Origin of the sequence: Pseudomonas sp. GD04058 (assembly GCF_029836855.1) — a bacterium.
Classification (GTDB): domain Bacteria; phylum Pseudomonadota; class Gammaproteobacteria; order Pseudomonadales; family Pseudomonadaceae; genus Aquipseudomonas; species Aquipseudomonas bharatica.
This window is the reverse complement of record NZ_JAOECN010000045.1, coordinates 21,771-38,182: the sequence shown is the minus strand read 5'-3', so window position 1 is coordinate 38,182 and position 16,412 is coordinate 21,771. Positions and strand designations below refer to the sequence as shown.

Annotated in this window: 6 protein-coding genes; 2 read left to right on the top strand and 4 right to left on the bottom strand. The window is 64.7% G+C overall.

What is annotated here, in order from left to right:
* The coding region (hppD, locus tag N7650_RS24640; RefSeq protein WP_279900437.1) for a 4-hydroxyphenylpyruvate dioxygenase at positions 1–1,073 on the bottom strand (1,073 nt) is incomplete at its 3' end.
* Positions 1,074–1,403: 330 nt separating this feature from the next.
* Here hppD and N7650_RS24635 point away from each other — a divergent pair.
* Both N7650_RS24635 and rarD read left to right on the top strand, forming a co-directional pair.
* Positions 1,404–2,981, top strand: coding sequence for an EAL domain-containing protein (locus tag N7650_RS24635; protein ID WP_279900436.1), 1,578 nt, complete (start codon positions 1,404–1,406; stop codon positions 2,979–2,981).
* 40 nt (positions 2,982–3,021) lie between these two features.
* Entirely contained in the window at positions 3,022–3,909 is an 888-nt protein-coding gene (rarD, locus tag N7650_RS24630; RefSeq protein ID WP_037061203.1) for an EamA family transporter RarD, read from the top strand.
* Here rarD and N7650_RS24625 read toward each other — a convergent pair.
* The 3 genes from N7650_RS24625 to N7650_RS24615 all read right to left on the bottom strand — a co-directional run bounded on the left by N7650_RS24625 (position 3,860) and on the right by N7650_RS24615 (position 16,368).
* The gene (locus N7650_RS24625; protein ID WP_009402646.1) at positions 3,860–5,443 is read right to left on the bottom strand and encodes a TerC family protein; all 1,584 of its coding nucleotides are present in this window, start codon (positions 5,441–5,443) and stop codon (positions 3,860–3,862) included. The genes rarD and N7650_RS24625 overlap by 50 nt on opposite strands.
* Positions 5,444–5,731: 288 nt before the next feature.
* Positions 5,732–7,207 carry a TolC family protein gene (locus N7650_RS24620; RefSeq protein WP_009402648.1) on the bottom strand — a complete coding sequence of 492 codons (1,476 nt, stop codon included), beginning with the start codon at positions 7,205–7,207 and terminating at the stop codon, positions 5,732–5,734.
* Between the two features lie 47 nt (positions 7,208–7,254).
* Positions 7,255–16,368: a DUF4347 domain-containing protein gene (locus N7650_RS24615; protein ID WP_279900433.1), complete on the bottom strand. Its 9,114-nt coding sequence runs from the start codon at positions 16,366–16,368 to the stop codon at positions 7,255–7,257.
* Between the last annotated feature and the right edge of the window lie 44 nt (positions 16,369–16,412).

The following is a 16,412-nucleotide window of genomic DNA, read 5'->3' as shown; positions in this document are numbered from 1 at the left end:
TCGGTGCTCAGCACCCCACGGCGCACCTGGTCGCGCTCGATCGACTCGAACAGCGCCTTGAAGTTACCTTCGCCGAAACCATCGTCGCCCTTGCGCTGGATGAATTCGAAGAACACCGGGCCCATCAGGGTTTCCGAGAAGATCTGCAGGAGCAGACGCTTGTCGTCCGGGTTGGACGAACCGTCCAGGAGAATGCCGCGCGATTGCAGCTCGGCGGTTGGCTCACCATGAGCTGGCAGGCGGCCTTCGAGCATCTCGTAGTAGGTTTCCGGTGGCGCGGTCATGAAGCGCATGCCGAGTTTCTTCAGGGCATCCCAGCTCTTGATCAGATCGTCGGTGAGGAAGGCCACGTGCTGGATGCCCTCGCCGTTGAACTGCATCAGGAACTCTTCGATCTGCCCGGCGCCCTTGGACGACTCTTCGTTCAACGGGATGCGGATCATGCCGTCCGGGGCGGTCATGGCCTTGGAGGTGAGGCCGGTGTATTCACCCTTGATGTCGAAGTAGCGGATTTCGCGGAAGTTGAACAGTTTCTCGTAGAAACCGGCCCAGTAGGTCATGCGCCCGCGGTACACGTTGTGGGTCAGGTGATCGATGATCTTCAGCCCGGCGCCGACCGGATTGCGATCGACTCCCTCCAGCCAGTTGAAGTCGATGTCGTAGATCGAGCTGCCTTCCTCGAAGCGGTCGATAAGGTACAGCGGGGCACCGCCAATGCCCTTGATGGCCGGCAGGCGCAGCTCCATGGGGCCGGTTTCGATTTCCACCGGCTGGGCGCCCAGCTCAAGGGCACGGGCGTAGGCCTCATGGGCATTGCGTACGCGGAACGCCATGCCGCAGACCGACGGGCCATGCTCGGCGGCAAAGTAGGAGGCAACGCTTTTCGGTTCGTTGTTGAGGATCAGGTTGATCCCGCCCTGGCGGTAGAGATGGACGTCCTTGGAGCGGTGGGTAGCGACCTTGGTGAAGCCCATGATCTCGAAGATCGGCTCCAGGGTGCCAGGGGTCGGCGAAGCGAATTCGATGAATTCAAAGCCCATCAGGCCCATCGGGTTGTCGAAGAGATCTGCCATGTTCGTATGCCTCATCATCAAAACGGTTGAATAACGCGAGTTACTGTTCGGTCGATGCGAGTGAACGTGGTGGCGCGCAGGAAATGCCCCGGGTACTGCGGGCAAGGAAGTCACCAAGAATCAGCTTGAATCCATGACACTTCATAGAGGACCCATGTTCGGCGGGTTCGATCCCCGTGGACGGGAACCTTATTGTTGTATTCGTAACGCGATTCTACAGTGCGTAATTTCATTTGTCGCGCATTGCTTTCATCAGCACGGCAACCCACAGGATAGACGGCAGCATTGCCCGCTATGCTATGCGAACCAGCCCAAGGATGGATCCCGCCCATGCCCCTGCACAAATCCCGGCGCCGCGCGCGCCTGTTGCGTCGCCTGCTGCCCTGGCTGGTGGGCGCGCTGCCCGTGCTGGGCGGGCTGGCAATCATGCATTGGCAGGCCGAGCGGGAGTTGCAGGCCCGTGCGCAGAACAGCGCTCGCCAGGCGGTCAGCCACCTCGAGCAGGTCCTGGACAATGTCGCCGCCGCTGCACGCACGCTACTGCCCATGGCCGGCAGGCCCTGCACCGAGGTGGACCTGGCCCTGCGCGAGCAGGTCACCCGGCGCTCGTTCGTGCGCTCCACCAACCTGACCCTCGATGACGAGATCTATTGCACCTCGCTGTTCGGCGAATTCCGTGAAAAGGTCGATCCGACGGATTATACCGACGGCAGCCTGTGGTTGATGGACGGCAACTCGGTGACCCCGGGCCATCCACTGCTGGTCTATCGCCTGAGCGACGGGGCCAGGGGTGCGATCACCACCCTCGATGGCGATCACCTGACCAGCGCCCTCGAACTGATCGGCCCGGACATCGACCTGCGCCTGCAGGTCGGCGCGCACTGGATCGACAAGCTCGGCCAGGTGCGCCAGGGTGCGGTGCCCGGCTATCCGGTCGCCCCACAGCGAGTGGACTCGCGGCACTACGCCTTTTCCGTGTACAGCGGTTTCCAGGCTGGCCAGGCCTGGCGCCTGATGCGCAGCGAATACCCGGCGCTGTTCGGCCTGCTGCTGTTTCTCGGCGCCGGTTCCGGCGCGGCCTGCTACTGGCAACTGCGGCGTGCTTCGTCGCCACGCGCCGAACTGCAACGGGCCCTCGAGGCGGATGAATTCGTGCCCTATTTCCAGCCGGTGGTGCGCCGTGGCGACTACCGCTGGTCCGGTGCCGAGGTGCTGATGCGCTGGCATCACCCGCGGGAAGGCCTGGTGCGCCCCGACCTGTTCATCCCCTATGCCGAGCACAGCGGGCAGATCGTATCCATGACCCGGCGCCTGATGGAGCGTCTGGCCAGCGACCTGGCGCCCCACGCCCATCTGTTCGAGGATGGCTTCCACCTGGCGGTCAATGTCACCGCCGCCCACTGCCAGGATCCGGGCCTGTGCGATGACTGCCAGGCCCTGCTCGACGCTTTTCCCCCGGGGCGCGTGCAACTGACCCTGGAACTCACCGAGCGTACGCCGATAACACCCGGCCCGATCACCGACCAACTCTTCGAACGCCTGCACCGCATGGGCGTGCTGCTGGCGATCGATGATTTCGGCACCGGCCAGTCAAGCCTCGACTACCTGCGGCACTTCAACGTCGATTACCTGAAGATCGACCAGAGCTTCGTCGGCATGATCGGTGTCGATGCGCTCTCACTGCATATCCTCGACAGCATCATCGAACTGTCGGCCAAGCTGGGCTTGGGCATCGTTGCCGAAGGTGTGGAAACCGCGGAGCAGCGAGACTACCTGGCGCGCTTCGACGTCGATTACCAGCAAGGCTACCTGTTCGGCCGGCCCATGCCCCTGGGCGACTTCATCAAGGCCCTGGGCGACCAGCAGCGGCCGGCGGTTGCCGAAGCGACGCCGCCCCTGAGATCATGAGCGGTCAACCTTTCTCGTTTCACTGTTGTTCGAGGCCCCCTTGTCCAGAGGCATTGCTTTATCGGTGATGGCGTCCTGCCTGTTCGCCGTGATGTATTACTACACCTCCCTTCTCGCTCCGCTCGACGGTGAGGAAATCTTTGGTTGGCGCATGCTCCTCACCCTGCCCTGCGCCACCCTGTTCATGATCGTCACTCGCGACTGGTCGCTGGTCACCGGCCTGGTGCGCCGGGTGCAACGAACCCCTGCCCTGTTCCTTGGCCTGTGCGCGACCTCGGCGCTGGTCGGCGTGCAACTCTGGCTGTTTCTCTGGGCACCGCTGCAAGGGCGCAGCCTGGAAGTGTCGCTGGGGTATTTCCTGCTGCCGCTGACCATGGTCCTGACCGGGCGCCTGGTCTATGGCGAGCGTCTATCGCGCCTGCAGAAGGTCGCCGTAGCCCTGGCGGCCACCGGGGTCGGGCACGAGCTGTACCAGCACGGCAGTTTTGCCTGGGAAGTGCTGGTGGTCGCCGGTGGTTATCCGGTGTATTTCGTCCTGCGCAAACGCCTGCACACCGACCATCTGGGCGGGCTGTGGACGGACATGCTGCTGATGTCGCCGGCCGCCCTGTACTTCGTCATCAACGGACCGCTGTCGGCCGCTGACCTGGACACCCACCCGCAGCTCTACGCCCTGATTCCGCTGCTGGGCGCGATCAGTGCATTGGCGTTGATCAGTTACGTATTGGCGAGCCGGATGCTGGCGTTCAGCCTGTTCGGCCTGCTCAGCTATGTGGAACCGGTGCTACTGGTGATGGTGGCACTGATCCTGGGCGAAAGCATCGCCCCGGACCAGTGGCTGACCTACCTGCCGATCTGGCTGGCAGTCCTGGTGCTGATCATCGAAGGCGTGAGGCACCTGCTGCGCCAGCGTCGGCCGGCTGCCTGAGACGGACCTGGCGCACGCGGCGCTCCTCCACTTCGACCACGGTCAGCGACCAGCCTTCCCAATCGAGCTGGTCACCGACCATCGGCAGGCGGTCCAGCAGGCTCATCACCAGCCCGGCGAGGGTCTGGTAGTCGTCGGTGGGCCGGGCCGCGAAGCCCGTCTGCGCCTGGATCTGGCGCAGGTTCAGGGCACCGCTGACCAGGTAGCCCTCCTGGTCGGCGACGATGCCCGGGCCGACCACTTCACTGGCATCGGGCAGTTCGCCGGCAATCGACTCAAGGATGTCGGTCATGGTCAGGACACCGGTGAAGTCACCGAATTCGTTGACCACGAAGGCAATGTGCGTCGATTCGTTGCGCATCTGCTCCAGGGCATTGAGGATGCTGAAGCTCTCCAGCAGGTTCAACGGCGCGCGCATCAGTTGCTCCAGGTCCGGCTCGCCACCGGCCAGCAGCACCTTGAGCAGTTCCTTCTTGTGCACGTAGCCCAGCGGCTCTTCGACACGCCCGTCGCGGATTACCGGCAGGCGCGAGTAGGAGGAATTCATCAACGCCTCGCGGATCGCCTCCGGCGGCTGGGCCAGATCGATGGCGTCGACTTCGGCACGCACCGTCATCACTGTCCTGATCGGCCGCTCGGCGAGGTTCAGCACGCCGCTGATCATGACCCGCTCGCGGCGGTCGAACAGCACCTGCTCGTCGCCATCACCCACCAGGTCGGCGATTTCTTCACCCACTTCGTCAGCTTCCACCCGGCGCCCGCCAAGCAAGCGCAGCACGGCGTGGGCGGTGCGCTCGCGCAGCGGCTTGTGCTGTTGCAGGCTGCGCTTGCGCCGGGCCCGGGCCAGCTGGTTGAACGCCTCGATCAGCAAGGAGAAGCCGATCGCCGCATACAGGTAGCCTTTGGGAATATGGAAGCCCAGGCCTTCGGCGGTGAGGCTGAAGCCGATCATCATCAGGAAGCCCAGGCACAGCATGATCACTGTCGGATGGGCGTTGACGAAGCGGGTCAGCGGCTTGCTGGCGACGATCATGATGCCGATCGAGAAGATCACCGCGATCATCATGATCGACAGGTGCTCGACCATGCCCACGGCGGTGATCACCGCATCCAGGGAGAACACTGCGTCGAGCACGACGATCTGCGCGACGATCGGCCAGAACGCCGAATGACGCACCGGCCCGCCGGCCTGCACCACGTGGCCCTCAAGGCGCTCGTGCAGCTCCATGGTGGCCTTGAACAGCAGGAACACACCACCGAACAGCATGATCAGGTCACGTCCGGAGAACGACTTGCCGAACACTTCGAACAAGGGTGCGGTCAGGGTCACCATCCACGAGATCGACGCCAGCAGGCCCAGGCGCATGATCAGCGCCAGCGACAGGCCGATGACCCGCGCGCGGTCGCGCTGATGGGGCGGCAGCTTGTCGGCGAGGATGGCAATGAAGACGAGGTTGTCGATGCCCAGGACCAGTTCCAGGACAATCAGCGTGGCCAGGCCCAGCCACGCGGTGGGATCGGCTAGCCATTCCATGGACGGGTACTCATGCGGGCAAGGTCACGGGGACGGGACGAAAAGACAGGCCATGAAGGCCTGGTACTGGGGGGCTCCGAGGAGAAGGAAGTCATATCAACCTGAGATCAATTAGGGACGTCGATCCTACAGTTGTAGCGGCGTTTTACTACACAGGGAAAGTATTTCAATGTGTAAGGCCGGGATTCTGTGTGGTCAGTTCAGGCCTCATCGCTGGCAAGCCAGCTCCCACAGGTCCCTTGTGGGAGCTGGCTTGCCAGCGATGAGGCCCTCACTTGCACAGCAGAATCAACGATTCCAGTTGGCCTCGCTGCTCTGCAGGGCATTGGCGATGGTCTGTACCTTGTCGTCAGGCAGTTCCTGCGGCAGCGGATCGGTACCGGCACTGACCGCCAGTTGCGCGTAGGCATTGCGCAACTCGGCATAGGACAGGTCACGCTTGAGCTGGGTCTGCAGGTTGTTCAGCTCGCCCTGGATCAGCTCCAGCTCGCCGATGTTGTTGGTCTGGAAACGGTTGCGCAACTGCTCGGCGATCTGTCCGTCGAGCCGGGCCATTTCCTCGCTGGTCTTGAACTGCCGGCTGGACTCCTCGAAGTTCGCCCGGGCGACGTACAACTGCGCCAGCACCGCCACCGACATGGCCTGGCGGCGTGCCTCGGCTACGCTCTGGCCCGCTTCGGCAACCTTGATCGCCTGTGGTCCGGACAGCACGTTGAACAGGTTCCAGGTGACCTTGACGCCATAGTCGGCCCAGCTCTGGTTGACCAGGAAGGAGTTGCTGTCGTAGTGACCGCCGGCGGAGAACTCCAGGCCCGGAAGCATGCGCAGCATGGCCTTGCGGGTTTCCGTGGCGCTGATGCGCGCCTGGTAGTCCTGCTCGCGCAGTTCCGGACGGCTGGCCAGCGCCTGTTGTTCCAGTTTGGCGAAATCGCCCTGGAATTGCGGCACCGCGTAGCTATCGTCCAGGGCCAGGGTGTAGGGCTGGTTCATCGGCAGGTTGATCAGCGCGGCCAGCTCGGTCTTGGCCAGGGTCAGGGCACGACGCTGCTCTTCAAGCTGGCGGGTGGCCTCGATCAGGGCACGCTGGTAGCTCAGGGCCTGGACCGGGTCGCCGATGCGCTGTGCACTCATCAGCTGGCTGTTGATGCGGGCCTGGTTGATCCGTCCCATCAGGGTGTCGATCTGCTTGAGCAGGCGCTCTGCCGCCACCGCACGCCAGTAGGCCGAACGCACGTCCTGGGTGATAGTGTGGATGACCTTGCGCTTGCGCTCCTGAAGGATGTAGCGCTGGTCGGACTGCTGCTTGGCGCTGAAGTAGCTGACGCCGAAGTCGAGCACGTTCCACACCATGGTGAGGTCGGCGACCTCGCGGTCACGGTCCTGGGAAGTCGATGGCTCGAGGGACTGGGTTCCGGTCTGCACGCTCTGGCTGCTGGAGGCGCTGACATTGTTGCGACCGGCATAGCCGGCGGACAGGGCCATGCGCGGCAACATGTCGAACTGCGCCAGGTCCAGCTGGCGCTGGCCGAGGGCTTCTTCCATCACCTTCAGGCGGGCTTCGAGGTTGTACTTCACCGCGCGGGCCATGGCCTGGTGCAGCGTCAGGGGGCCGCTAAGGGGCTCCTGGTCCTTGTAGATGCTGGCCATGTCGCTGCGGGCACGCTCTTCGCTGGCGCTGCGCTCGATCGGGTCGCTGGTCACGGCGCAGCCGCCGATAGCCAAGGCCAGCAGGCTGGCGGCAAACAGTTTGTGCTTTTTATTCATCCTTGCGCCGCCCCCAGGTACGGCTCGATTCTCAAGAGTTGTGCTGGTCATGCTCGCTGTCCGATCTCGGCCGGTTTGGCGAGGGCCTTGGCCAACTCGCGCACCTGGCGCTGGTCGGCTTCGTTGATATGTTGCAGTTGCTGGCCGAAGGTCGGCACGCCGAACACTCCGCGCAGCCCCTGGTTGAGGTCGCTCTGTTTCCACTGGTTGCCGTTGAACACGTTCATCTCGCTGACACCCGGCACGTCGCGGTTGAAGATGCTGGCGAAGGTGCTGGCGCCGAACAGTCCGCCAGTGCCGCCGCCAAAGCCGAGGAAGCCCTGGCCGTCGCCATTGCCCAGGCCGCTGTCGCTGCTGCCGAAGACCTGGGCGATGAAGCTCGGCGCACTGCCGGCCTGGCCGAGGAAGATGGTGCCCAGCGGCCTAAGGTCGCCGCCCACGGTCCGCACCTCGAACAGCGAGCCCGGGGCCAGCGGCGAGATGCTTTCGTTGATCTCGATGCCCGGCACCTGCGGCTGGATCACCGCAGGTTGTGGAAGGCCCGAGGTGTCCGGCGGATTGAGCCGGTATTCCAGATCGCCGACGTCCTGGCTCTGCAGGGTCTGCCCGGCACTGACCAGGGACTGCGCCAGCAGGTTGCCGGCGCCGTCCTGGATGCCGCTGTCCGGCGCATTCAGGCTCAAGGACAAGGTGCCCTGCCCGCGCAGGTTGCCCACCACGATGCGGTAGGTCTGTGCGTCGATACGCTGCACCGACTGCACCACCCCGCTGGCGCCGGCCGTGCCGAGCACGCTGAAGTCGCTGGCATCGACACCACTGACCGCCTCGTCGAAGGTCAGGGTGAAGCTCAGGCTGCGGTCGGTCGGCAGGACCGGGCCGTCCACCACGATGCTGCTCGGCCGCGGCGCCCGGGCATCGACCAGGATGCCGCTGGTACTGCCGACATTGTTCAGCCCGGTATTGGCATCGTTACCGCGGGCATCGCGCAGGGTACCGCCGTTGGTGTCGATGCTCGACGCCACCGCGAAGGTGCTGTTGCCGGCCATGCCGCTGGTAACGGTGAGGCGGAAGGTCAGCGCCGTGCTGCCGGAACCGGACAGGTAATCGGCATACACCACCCGGCCGTTGTCCAGGGTAATGGCCAGGCGCGGATTGCCGTCGCCGCTGTCGACCAGCACCGCTTCGTCGGTATTGACCGTGAAGTCCAGGGTCTTGCCGGCGGTGTAGGTGCCGCTGGCAGGCACGCTCACGCTGGTCACCGAAGGCGACACGCGGTCGATGCTGTAGACGCTGCCGTTCAGACCGCCGGTGATCGGGTTGCCCGCCACATCGACAATGCCGGTACCGCTGGCACTGAGATTCAGGCGCACGTTGCCGGCACCGGAGAGGTTGTCCACCAACACCTGGTAGGTGCTGCCGTCGATGCGGGTAACCGAGGCGATGCGGCCACTGGCGCTGCCGGTGAACGCCAGGGTGAAGTCGGCGCTGTCCACACCGCTCACCGACTCGTTGAAGGTCACGGTGTAGCGCACGCTGCCGGCATTGGTCGGGGTGATATCGACATTGACGATATTGCTGACACTCGGCGCCTGGGTATCCACCACCACACCGCTGGCGGTGCCCGGAGCGTTGAGGTTCAGGTTCATGTTGTTGCCGGCGGCATCGCGGATGGTCGAGCCGTCCAGGTCGATGCTGCCCGCCAGGCCGACACCCGCTGCGTTCTCGGTAGCCTGGATGGTGTACTGGAACACCAGCGCCGAGGTGCCGCTGCCTGAGACATAGGTGGCGTAACGGGTTATGTTGCCGATGGTGAGGGCCACGCGCGGCACACCGCTGCTGGTATCGACATTGACGTTCTCGCTGGCATTGACCGTGAAGGTCAGCACGTCGCCAGCGTTATAGACACCGTTTGCCGGCAGGGTCACCGTGGAAACCACCGGAGCCACGGCATCGATGTTGACGCCCGAGGTATCGCCGACGTTGTTCAGCGTCAGGTTGGCATCGTTGCCGATCGCATCGCGCAGGGTCGCGCCGTTGAGCTGCAGGGCGCTGCCAAGCTGGATACCATCGCTGTCCAACTGCCCGGTGACCACGGTCAGGCGGAACACCAGGGCGTTGCCGCCAGCGCCGGACAGGTAAGTGGCGTAGGCCTTCTCGCCATTGGCCAGGGTCACTTCCAGGCGTGGCGAACCACCGCTGGTATCCAGTTGCACCGCCTCGTCGAGATGCACGGTGAAGTCCAGGTTCTGCCCTGCCACATAAGTGCCGCCGTTCGGTACATCGACGCTGGTCACGCTTGGGGCGACGCGGTCGATACTGTAGCTGGCGCCATTCAGGCCGCCGCTCAGGGCGTTGCCGGCAGCATCGGCGATTCCGGTGCCGCTAGCGTTGAGGTTGAGCTGCACGGTGCCGGTACCGGCCAGGTTGTCGACCAGCACGGTATAGGTGCGGCCATCGACCCGGGTGACGCTGGCGATGCTGCCGCCGGCAGAACCGCCGAACGCCAGGGTGAAGTCGCCGGCATCGACACCGCTCACGTCCTCGCTGAAGGTCACGGTGAAGCTGGCCGAACCGCTGTTGGTCGGGCTGGCGCCAACGCGCACGATGTTGCTGGCAGTCGGTACGGTGGTATCGACCTGCACGCCCGGTAGGTTGCCGGTGCCCAGGCTCGGATCGATATCGTTGCCGGCCAGGTCGGTCAGCTGTTCGCCACGCAGGTCGAGGCTGTTCACGGCGATACCGTTGCTGTCGTTATCCCCGGCCTGCACCACGTACTGGAACACCAGCGTGTCGCTACCGCTGCCGGAAACGTAGTTGGCATAGCGGGTCACCCCGCCGACATCCAGCGCCAGGCGCGGTGTCAGGCTGCCGATCTGCAGGGCTTCGCTGGCCTTGACGGTGAAGGTCAGCACGTCGCCGGCCTTGTAGCTGCCATCCACCGGCGCAACCACGCTGACCACGCTCGGCGCGATGCCGTCGACCGTCACGCCGGCGGTACTGGCCACACTGTTCAGGGTGGTCACGGTAGCGTTGCCGGCCTGGTCGGTGATGGCGCCGCCGTTGAGGTCGATGCTGCTGCCCACCGTGACGCCATTGGCGTCGAGCTGGCCGCTGGCGACCACCATGCGGAACACCAGGGCATTGCTGCCGCTGCCCGAGACGTACTCGGCATAGGCGGTGCCGCCGGTATCCAGGGTAATGGCGATGCGCGGGATGCCGGTGCCGGTATCGACCGTCACCGTTTCGCTGAAGTTGACCGTGAAGTCCAGGCCTTGACCGGTGATATAGGTGCCATTGCTCGGCGCACTGACACTGCCGACCACCGGCACCACGCCATCGACCACGATAGCGCTGCGTCCGCCGAGGGAGTTGGCCCCACCCACGGTGGGCAGGGTCAGGACCGCCAGGTCGCTGGTGGCGTTGGTGATGAGCGCGCCATTGAGCTGCAGCGCCGTGGTGCTCTGGAAGTCCAGGTCGGCGCTGATATCGCCGGCCTGCACGGTGTACTTGAACACCAGGGTATTGCTGCCCGAACCGCTGACATACACCGCGTTGCGATCGACCAGCCCGGTCTCCAGCAACAGGCTCGGGGTACCGCCGCTAACGGTGACGGCCTGGTCCCAGGACACGTTGATCAGCACTTCGTCGCCGACCTTCACCGCACGGTCGGGGCCCTGCGCGGACACGCTGGTCACCTTCGGATTCACCGGGACCACGTCGATCGCGATGGTGTCGATATCGAGCTTGGCCCCGCCGCTGCCGGAATTGCCGTTGTCGTTGGTCTCGATGGTCAGGCTGGCCGCACCGAGGAAATTGCTCGCCGAGAGGAAGCTCAGGGACTGCAACGCGGCGTTGACATTGGCCAGGGTACCTTCGAAGGTCATGGTGATGTTGTTCACACCGGTACCGGTGACCAGGGTGATACCGCTGAGGCTGCCCAAGGTGAGTAAACCGTTGTTGGCGGTCAAGGTCACCGAAACCAGGCCGCCGTTGGCATCCACATCACTGATGGAAATGGCATTGCCATTGGCGTTGCTGAAGCCCAGGGCAACCCCCTGCTGCGCGGTTTGCGCGCCCGGCACGCTGTTGACCGGAGCATCGTTGACCGCGGCGACGTTAAGGGTCACGGTCCTGGTATCGGTCAGCGCGGAGCCGCCGGTGTTGCCGTTGTCGTCGATCTTCACCGTCAGGATCACGCTGGCGGTTGCGTCCTGGGCGGTCTTGAAGGTGAGGCTGTTGGCCGCAAGGAAGAAGTTGATATCGGCCAGGCTACCCGACAGGGTCAGTTCACCCGAACCGGAACCGACGACGGTCACGCCCAGGCCACTGGTGGCCGCCAGGGTGCCGCTCGGAACCGAGAAGGTCGCGGTGACGGTACTGGTGCCGGCATCGACGTCGGTAAAGCTGATACCGCTGATAACGCTGGCGACATCCTCGGTCACAGTGATGGACGGCGGCACGGTGGCCACCGGTGCATCGTTCACCGGGGTGACCACCAGGGTGATGTTGGTCACCACGTCGGACACGCTCCCGGTGTCGGCTCTCATGGTGAGAACAACAGCTGCAGTGGCGTTAGCGGCGGTGGTGAAGGTCACCCGGTTGTTGGCAATAAAGGTGTTGATGTTGGCGATGCTGCCATCGAGGACCAGCGAGGTCGGCGTACCACTGACCAGCACGCCGCCGGCGCTCACCGCACTGAGGGTGCCGCTGGTCACGGTCAGGGTGACCGTGGCGTTGAGCGAATCGACATCGCCGACGCTGAAGCCGCTGATCGCCGTGGCCACGTCCTCGGTTACCGAGAGGCTGGCAGGGGCACTGATGATCGGGGCGTCGTCCACGGCAGTAATGGTCACACTGCGCGAGACCACCACCGAGGCCATGCCATCACCGTCGGTCACCTGGAACTGCACGACACGGTTGCTGGTGGTCGGGCTTTCCGAGCTGTTGTTGTAGGTCACTGCGCGCAGGGCCGCCTGGAACTGCGCCAGGGTGGCCTGGTTGCCGGCGGAGGTCAGGGTCAGGATGCCAGTGCTGGAATCCCAGCTTGCCTGGATATTGCCCATGGTCGCCGGGTTGGTGACCAGCGCCAGTATGTCCTGGGCACTGTTGTAGCTGGAGAAGCGCACGGTCGCGCTGCCCGGGTTCGGGCCATCCGGGTCGGACAGGGTCAGGTTGGAGTCCACCACTACCGGGGTGGAGGCCACGTTGTTGCCTTCGGTCCAGGCCACACTGCCGCCGCTCGGGGTCAGTACCGGGCGGTCGTTGACCGCAGTCACGGTGACCGTGGCGGTATCGGTCGCCGTGGAATAGGCCGAGGTACCGCCGGAGGTGCTGGTATTGATCTTGGCGCCCTGGAAGCCGGCGGTGCCGTTGGTCTGGTCCCAGGCCTTGTAGGTGATGGTCGCCGTTTCGCCATGGATGCCGTCCGGGACGAAACGCACCCGGTCCGTCGGGCGCAGGATAAGCGCCGCCGTGTTGGAGACGATACCGACATCGGTCCAGGTGGTGCCGCCATTGGTGGAGAACTGCCACTTGCCATAGGTGGCGGTCAGGCCGGTGATGGCGATGCCCTTCACGGCGCCGGTATCGACATCGGTGATGCCGCCGGTCAGCGAGCTGACCAGGTCACCGGAGTTGGCGGTGGAGGTATCGGTCAGCGGCGACAGGCTCGGCGACACTGGGTTCATCACCGGCGCATCGTTGACGGCGGTAACCGTCAGGTTGGCCTGGGCGGTGCCGGTGGAGAAGGCACTGCTGCCGCCGTTGCCGGAGGTATCGGCCAGGCTGCGGCTACCATTGGCGGAAGCGCTGCCGGAGGTCTGGTCCCAGGCGCGGAAGCCCATGGCAACGGTCTCGTTGTTGGCACCGTCGGGGATATAGCGCACATAGGTCGTGGAGCTGAGCAACAGCGCGTTGGTCGGCGCCACGCTTCCGAAGTCGGTCCAGTTGCTGTTGTCGGTGGAGTACTGCCAGGTGCCGCGACCGGTGGTGACGTACACGGCGATACCGCGCAGCGCCCCGACGTCGGGATCGACATAGGAGGTGCTGGCCAGCAGGGTCGAGATCAGCACGCCGGGCGTCGTGGTGTCTTCGTTGGTGTTCGGGAAGGTGTACGGGCCGCCACTGAGCGTCGGCGCGTCGTTGACCGCGACCACGGTCACGGTGCTGACGATACCTACCACGGCGGTGTTGAGCCCGCTGTTGGAGGTGCCGCCGTTGTCGCGCACGGAATCCACGCTCACCACCCGGTTGGCGGTGTTCGGGCTTTCGCTGTCGTTGCGGTAGGCCATGGCGTTGAGGATGGCCTGCGCTGCCGAGCTGGACAGGCCACTATGGGTCAGGGTGATGGTCGCGGTACCGCTGACCACCGAGACCGAGACCGTCGTGCCGTTGATCGCGGTCACCACGTTGGTGCCGTTGACCAGGTTCACGTCGCTGCCGTCGATCACCAGTTTCTCCGCCGCACCGTTGGCGACGCCGGTGACGGTGAAGGTCATCTGGATCACGCTCTGCCCGGTCTCGACGGTATTGATCGTCGCGCCGCTGAACAGCTGCACCGCCGAACCGTTCTCGGTGTAGGTCGGGTTGGTGCCGCTGACATTGACCACCGGGGCATCGTTGACCGAAAGGACCTCGAGGGTGACCGTCGACACCGTGCTGCTGCCGCCGGCACCGTCGTCCATGCTGATCGAGACGCTGCGCGTGGTCGCCGACGGCTCGATGGTATTGGAATTGCGGTAGGCCAGGTTTTGCACCAGCGCAGCGACGGTGGTCGCCGTGGCGTTGCTGGTCAGGGTGACCACCAGCGGGTTGCCGTTGCTGCCGCCGGTGAAGGTACCGATCACCAGGCCGTTGTACAGGATCGAGGCGCCGGACAGCACGATCTGGTTGGCCCCGGCGCCCTGGTCGCGAATGAACAGCACGTCTTCGGCGCTGGTGCCGCCACTGGCGATCTGCACCGTCAGCTTGCCGCCGTTGAAGTTGGCCGAGTCGGCGTCGCTGATGGTGGCGTCGCCGTTCTGGTCGAGCAGCACGTAGGCGGCGTCCTCGCGGTAGCTGACCAGGTCGCCGTTGAGGTTGCCGATCACCGGCGCCGCCACCGCGGTCACGGTGAAGTTCAGCGCGGTGTTGTTCTGGATGCCCTTGTACACCTGGCCGTTGGCGTTGGCGAACGCCTTGTTGTCGATGCGCACGGCGTAGGCGACGCCCGCCACCATGTCCGCTGGCGGGTCGATGGTCCAGGTAGTGCCGGAGCCGGTAACCGCACCGCTGCCCACGGCGATGGTCTGGATGATCGCGTTGTCGCTGGTACGCACGATATAGATGTTGCCCGTGCCCTTGGCCACCGACTGGTCGAAGGTCAGGGTGATATTGGCATTCGGGGTGACGGTCAGGCTGTCGTCCGCCGGGCTGGAGCTGACCAGCTTCGGCAGGCTGCCGCTCTGATAGAAGATGGCGGTGCTGGCTGCCGTGGACGAGGTGGAGATCAGGTCGAGATCGCCGTCGCCGTCGAAGTCGCCGACACGGAACTGCTGGGCGTTCATGTCCGGCAGGGTCACGTTGGCGAACGGCGAACTGGCCTGGTCCACGTCGACGAAGGTGCCGTTATCGTTGCGCACGTAACGGAAGACCGTACCGTTGTTACCGGTCTGGTAAAGGATATCGGCGTCACCGTCGCCATCGAAGTCGGCGACGATCGCACGGGTCACGGATACGGTCGGCAGGGCCGCGCTGGCGGTCATGTCGACGAAGATGCCGTTGTTGTTGCGGAAATAGCGCATCTGCATGCCGGACGCGACATGGATCAGGTCGGTGTAGCCGTCGCCATCGACATCAGCGGCCTTGTAGTTGTAGGCGTTGAAGTCGGGCAAGGTGATATTGGCGAACGGCCAGGCGGCGCCGCTGGCACTGGTCAGGGTGGTAAAGCTTGGCGTGGCGCTGCCGCTGTTCACCGCCAGTGCCCAGGACGAGCCGGTGCCGCCGGTCTGGTAGAGAATGTCGAGGGCGCCGTCGCCGTTGAAATCGCCCACCAGCGTACGCACGCCGAAGCTTGGGCCACTCACGTCCTGGCTGGTGAAGCCCGAGCCGGTGTTGAGGTAGAGCTTCATGGTCGGACCGCTCACGGGCGCGGCCAGCAGATCGATGAGACCATCGCCGTTGAAGTCGCCGGCGTGGTAGTTGGCGCCGCCGGTGGCGGCGTCGGTCAGGGTCAGGCCGGCGAACATCGAGCTGGCCTGGCTGAAGATGGTGAAGGTGCCGTCTGCATTGCTCTGCGCAAAGCTCCAGGCACCACCGGCGCCTGCAGCCTGGTAGAGGATGTCGGCACGCCCGTCGCCGTTGAAGTCGCCGACCACGTATTTCATCTGGTTGGTGGTGGTCCCCAGCACCGGCGCGCTGGCCACCGCGCCGCCGGTGTAGGTCGAAGCCATCAGGCTGTCGTAGCCAGTGACGCTCAAGGCGCTGGTCTCGATGGCGCCGCTGCTGCGCTCCAGCGTCCAGTTTCCACCCAGGGCCGCGGAGCCGGTGTCGTCCACCGAAGCGGCAACGTCGGCGCCGGTGATCGCCGCCAACTGATCGATGAAGGCCTGGCCCTTGCTTCCCTGCCCCACGTCGCAGCCGTAGATCATCAGGTCGCCGTCGGCCTTCAATGCCGCGCCGATGCTCTCCAGTGCCGCACGATGCTCGGCGAGGTTGTTGCTGGCCAGCCAGACGTTGCCCAGTTGCACGGTACCGTCGGCACCGTGGGACAACAGGTGGATGGCGTCCAGGTTGTCGCGCCCCTTGAGGTAGTCGGCCATCTGTTGCAGGCCGTCCTTGTTCGGGTCGAGGACCACCACTTCGGTCTTAGGCGACAATCCTTCGAGCAGTTGCCCGACGTTGCTGACCTGGCCGTCGACGAACACCACTTCGTTGCGCTGGCTGCCCTGCTGCTGGCTCGCCGTTTCGCCGGACGCCGCTGGCGCCTGGCTGCTTTCATTGCTGGAGGTGCTGTCCTTGGCCGCGTCGGCAGTCGTCTGCGCCGCAGCATCCTGGGCAACTACGCCCACGGACGCATCGAACATGATCCGCGGTTCAAGGGCCATCAGCAGCGGGGCCTGGCCGGGCTCGGCGGTCTGGGGCTGCTGGGCCGACTTGCGCGAGAGTCGTTCGATGAATTTCATGCTGCACCTCCTGGTGGTTCCCGCACTGCCGGCTGGGCAATGCG

Coding starts and splice junctions, on each gene's coding strand:
- N7650_RS24635 (WP_279900436.1), top strand. CDS start 1,404: ATGCCCCTGCACAAATCCCGGCGCCGCGCGCGCCTGTTGCGTCGCCTG.
- N7650_RS24625 (WP_009402646.1), bottom strand. CDS start 5,443: ATGGAATGGCTAGCCGATCCCACCGCGTGGCTGGGCCTGGCCACGCTG.
- N7650_RS24620 (WP_009402648.1), bottom strand. CDS start 7,207: ATGAATAAAAAGCACAAACTGTTTGCCGCCAGCCTGCTGGCCTTGGCT.
- N7650_RS24615 (WP_279900433.1), bottom strand. CDS start 16,368: ATGAAATTCATCGAACGACTCTCGCGCAAGTCGGCCCAGCAGCCCCAG.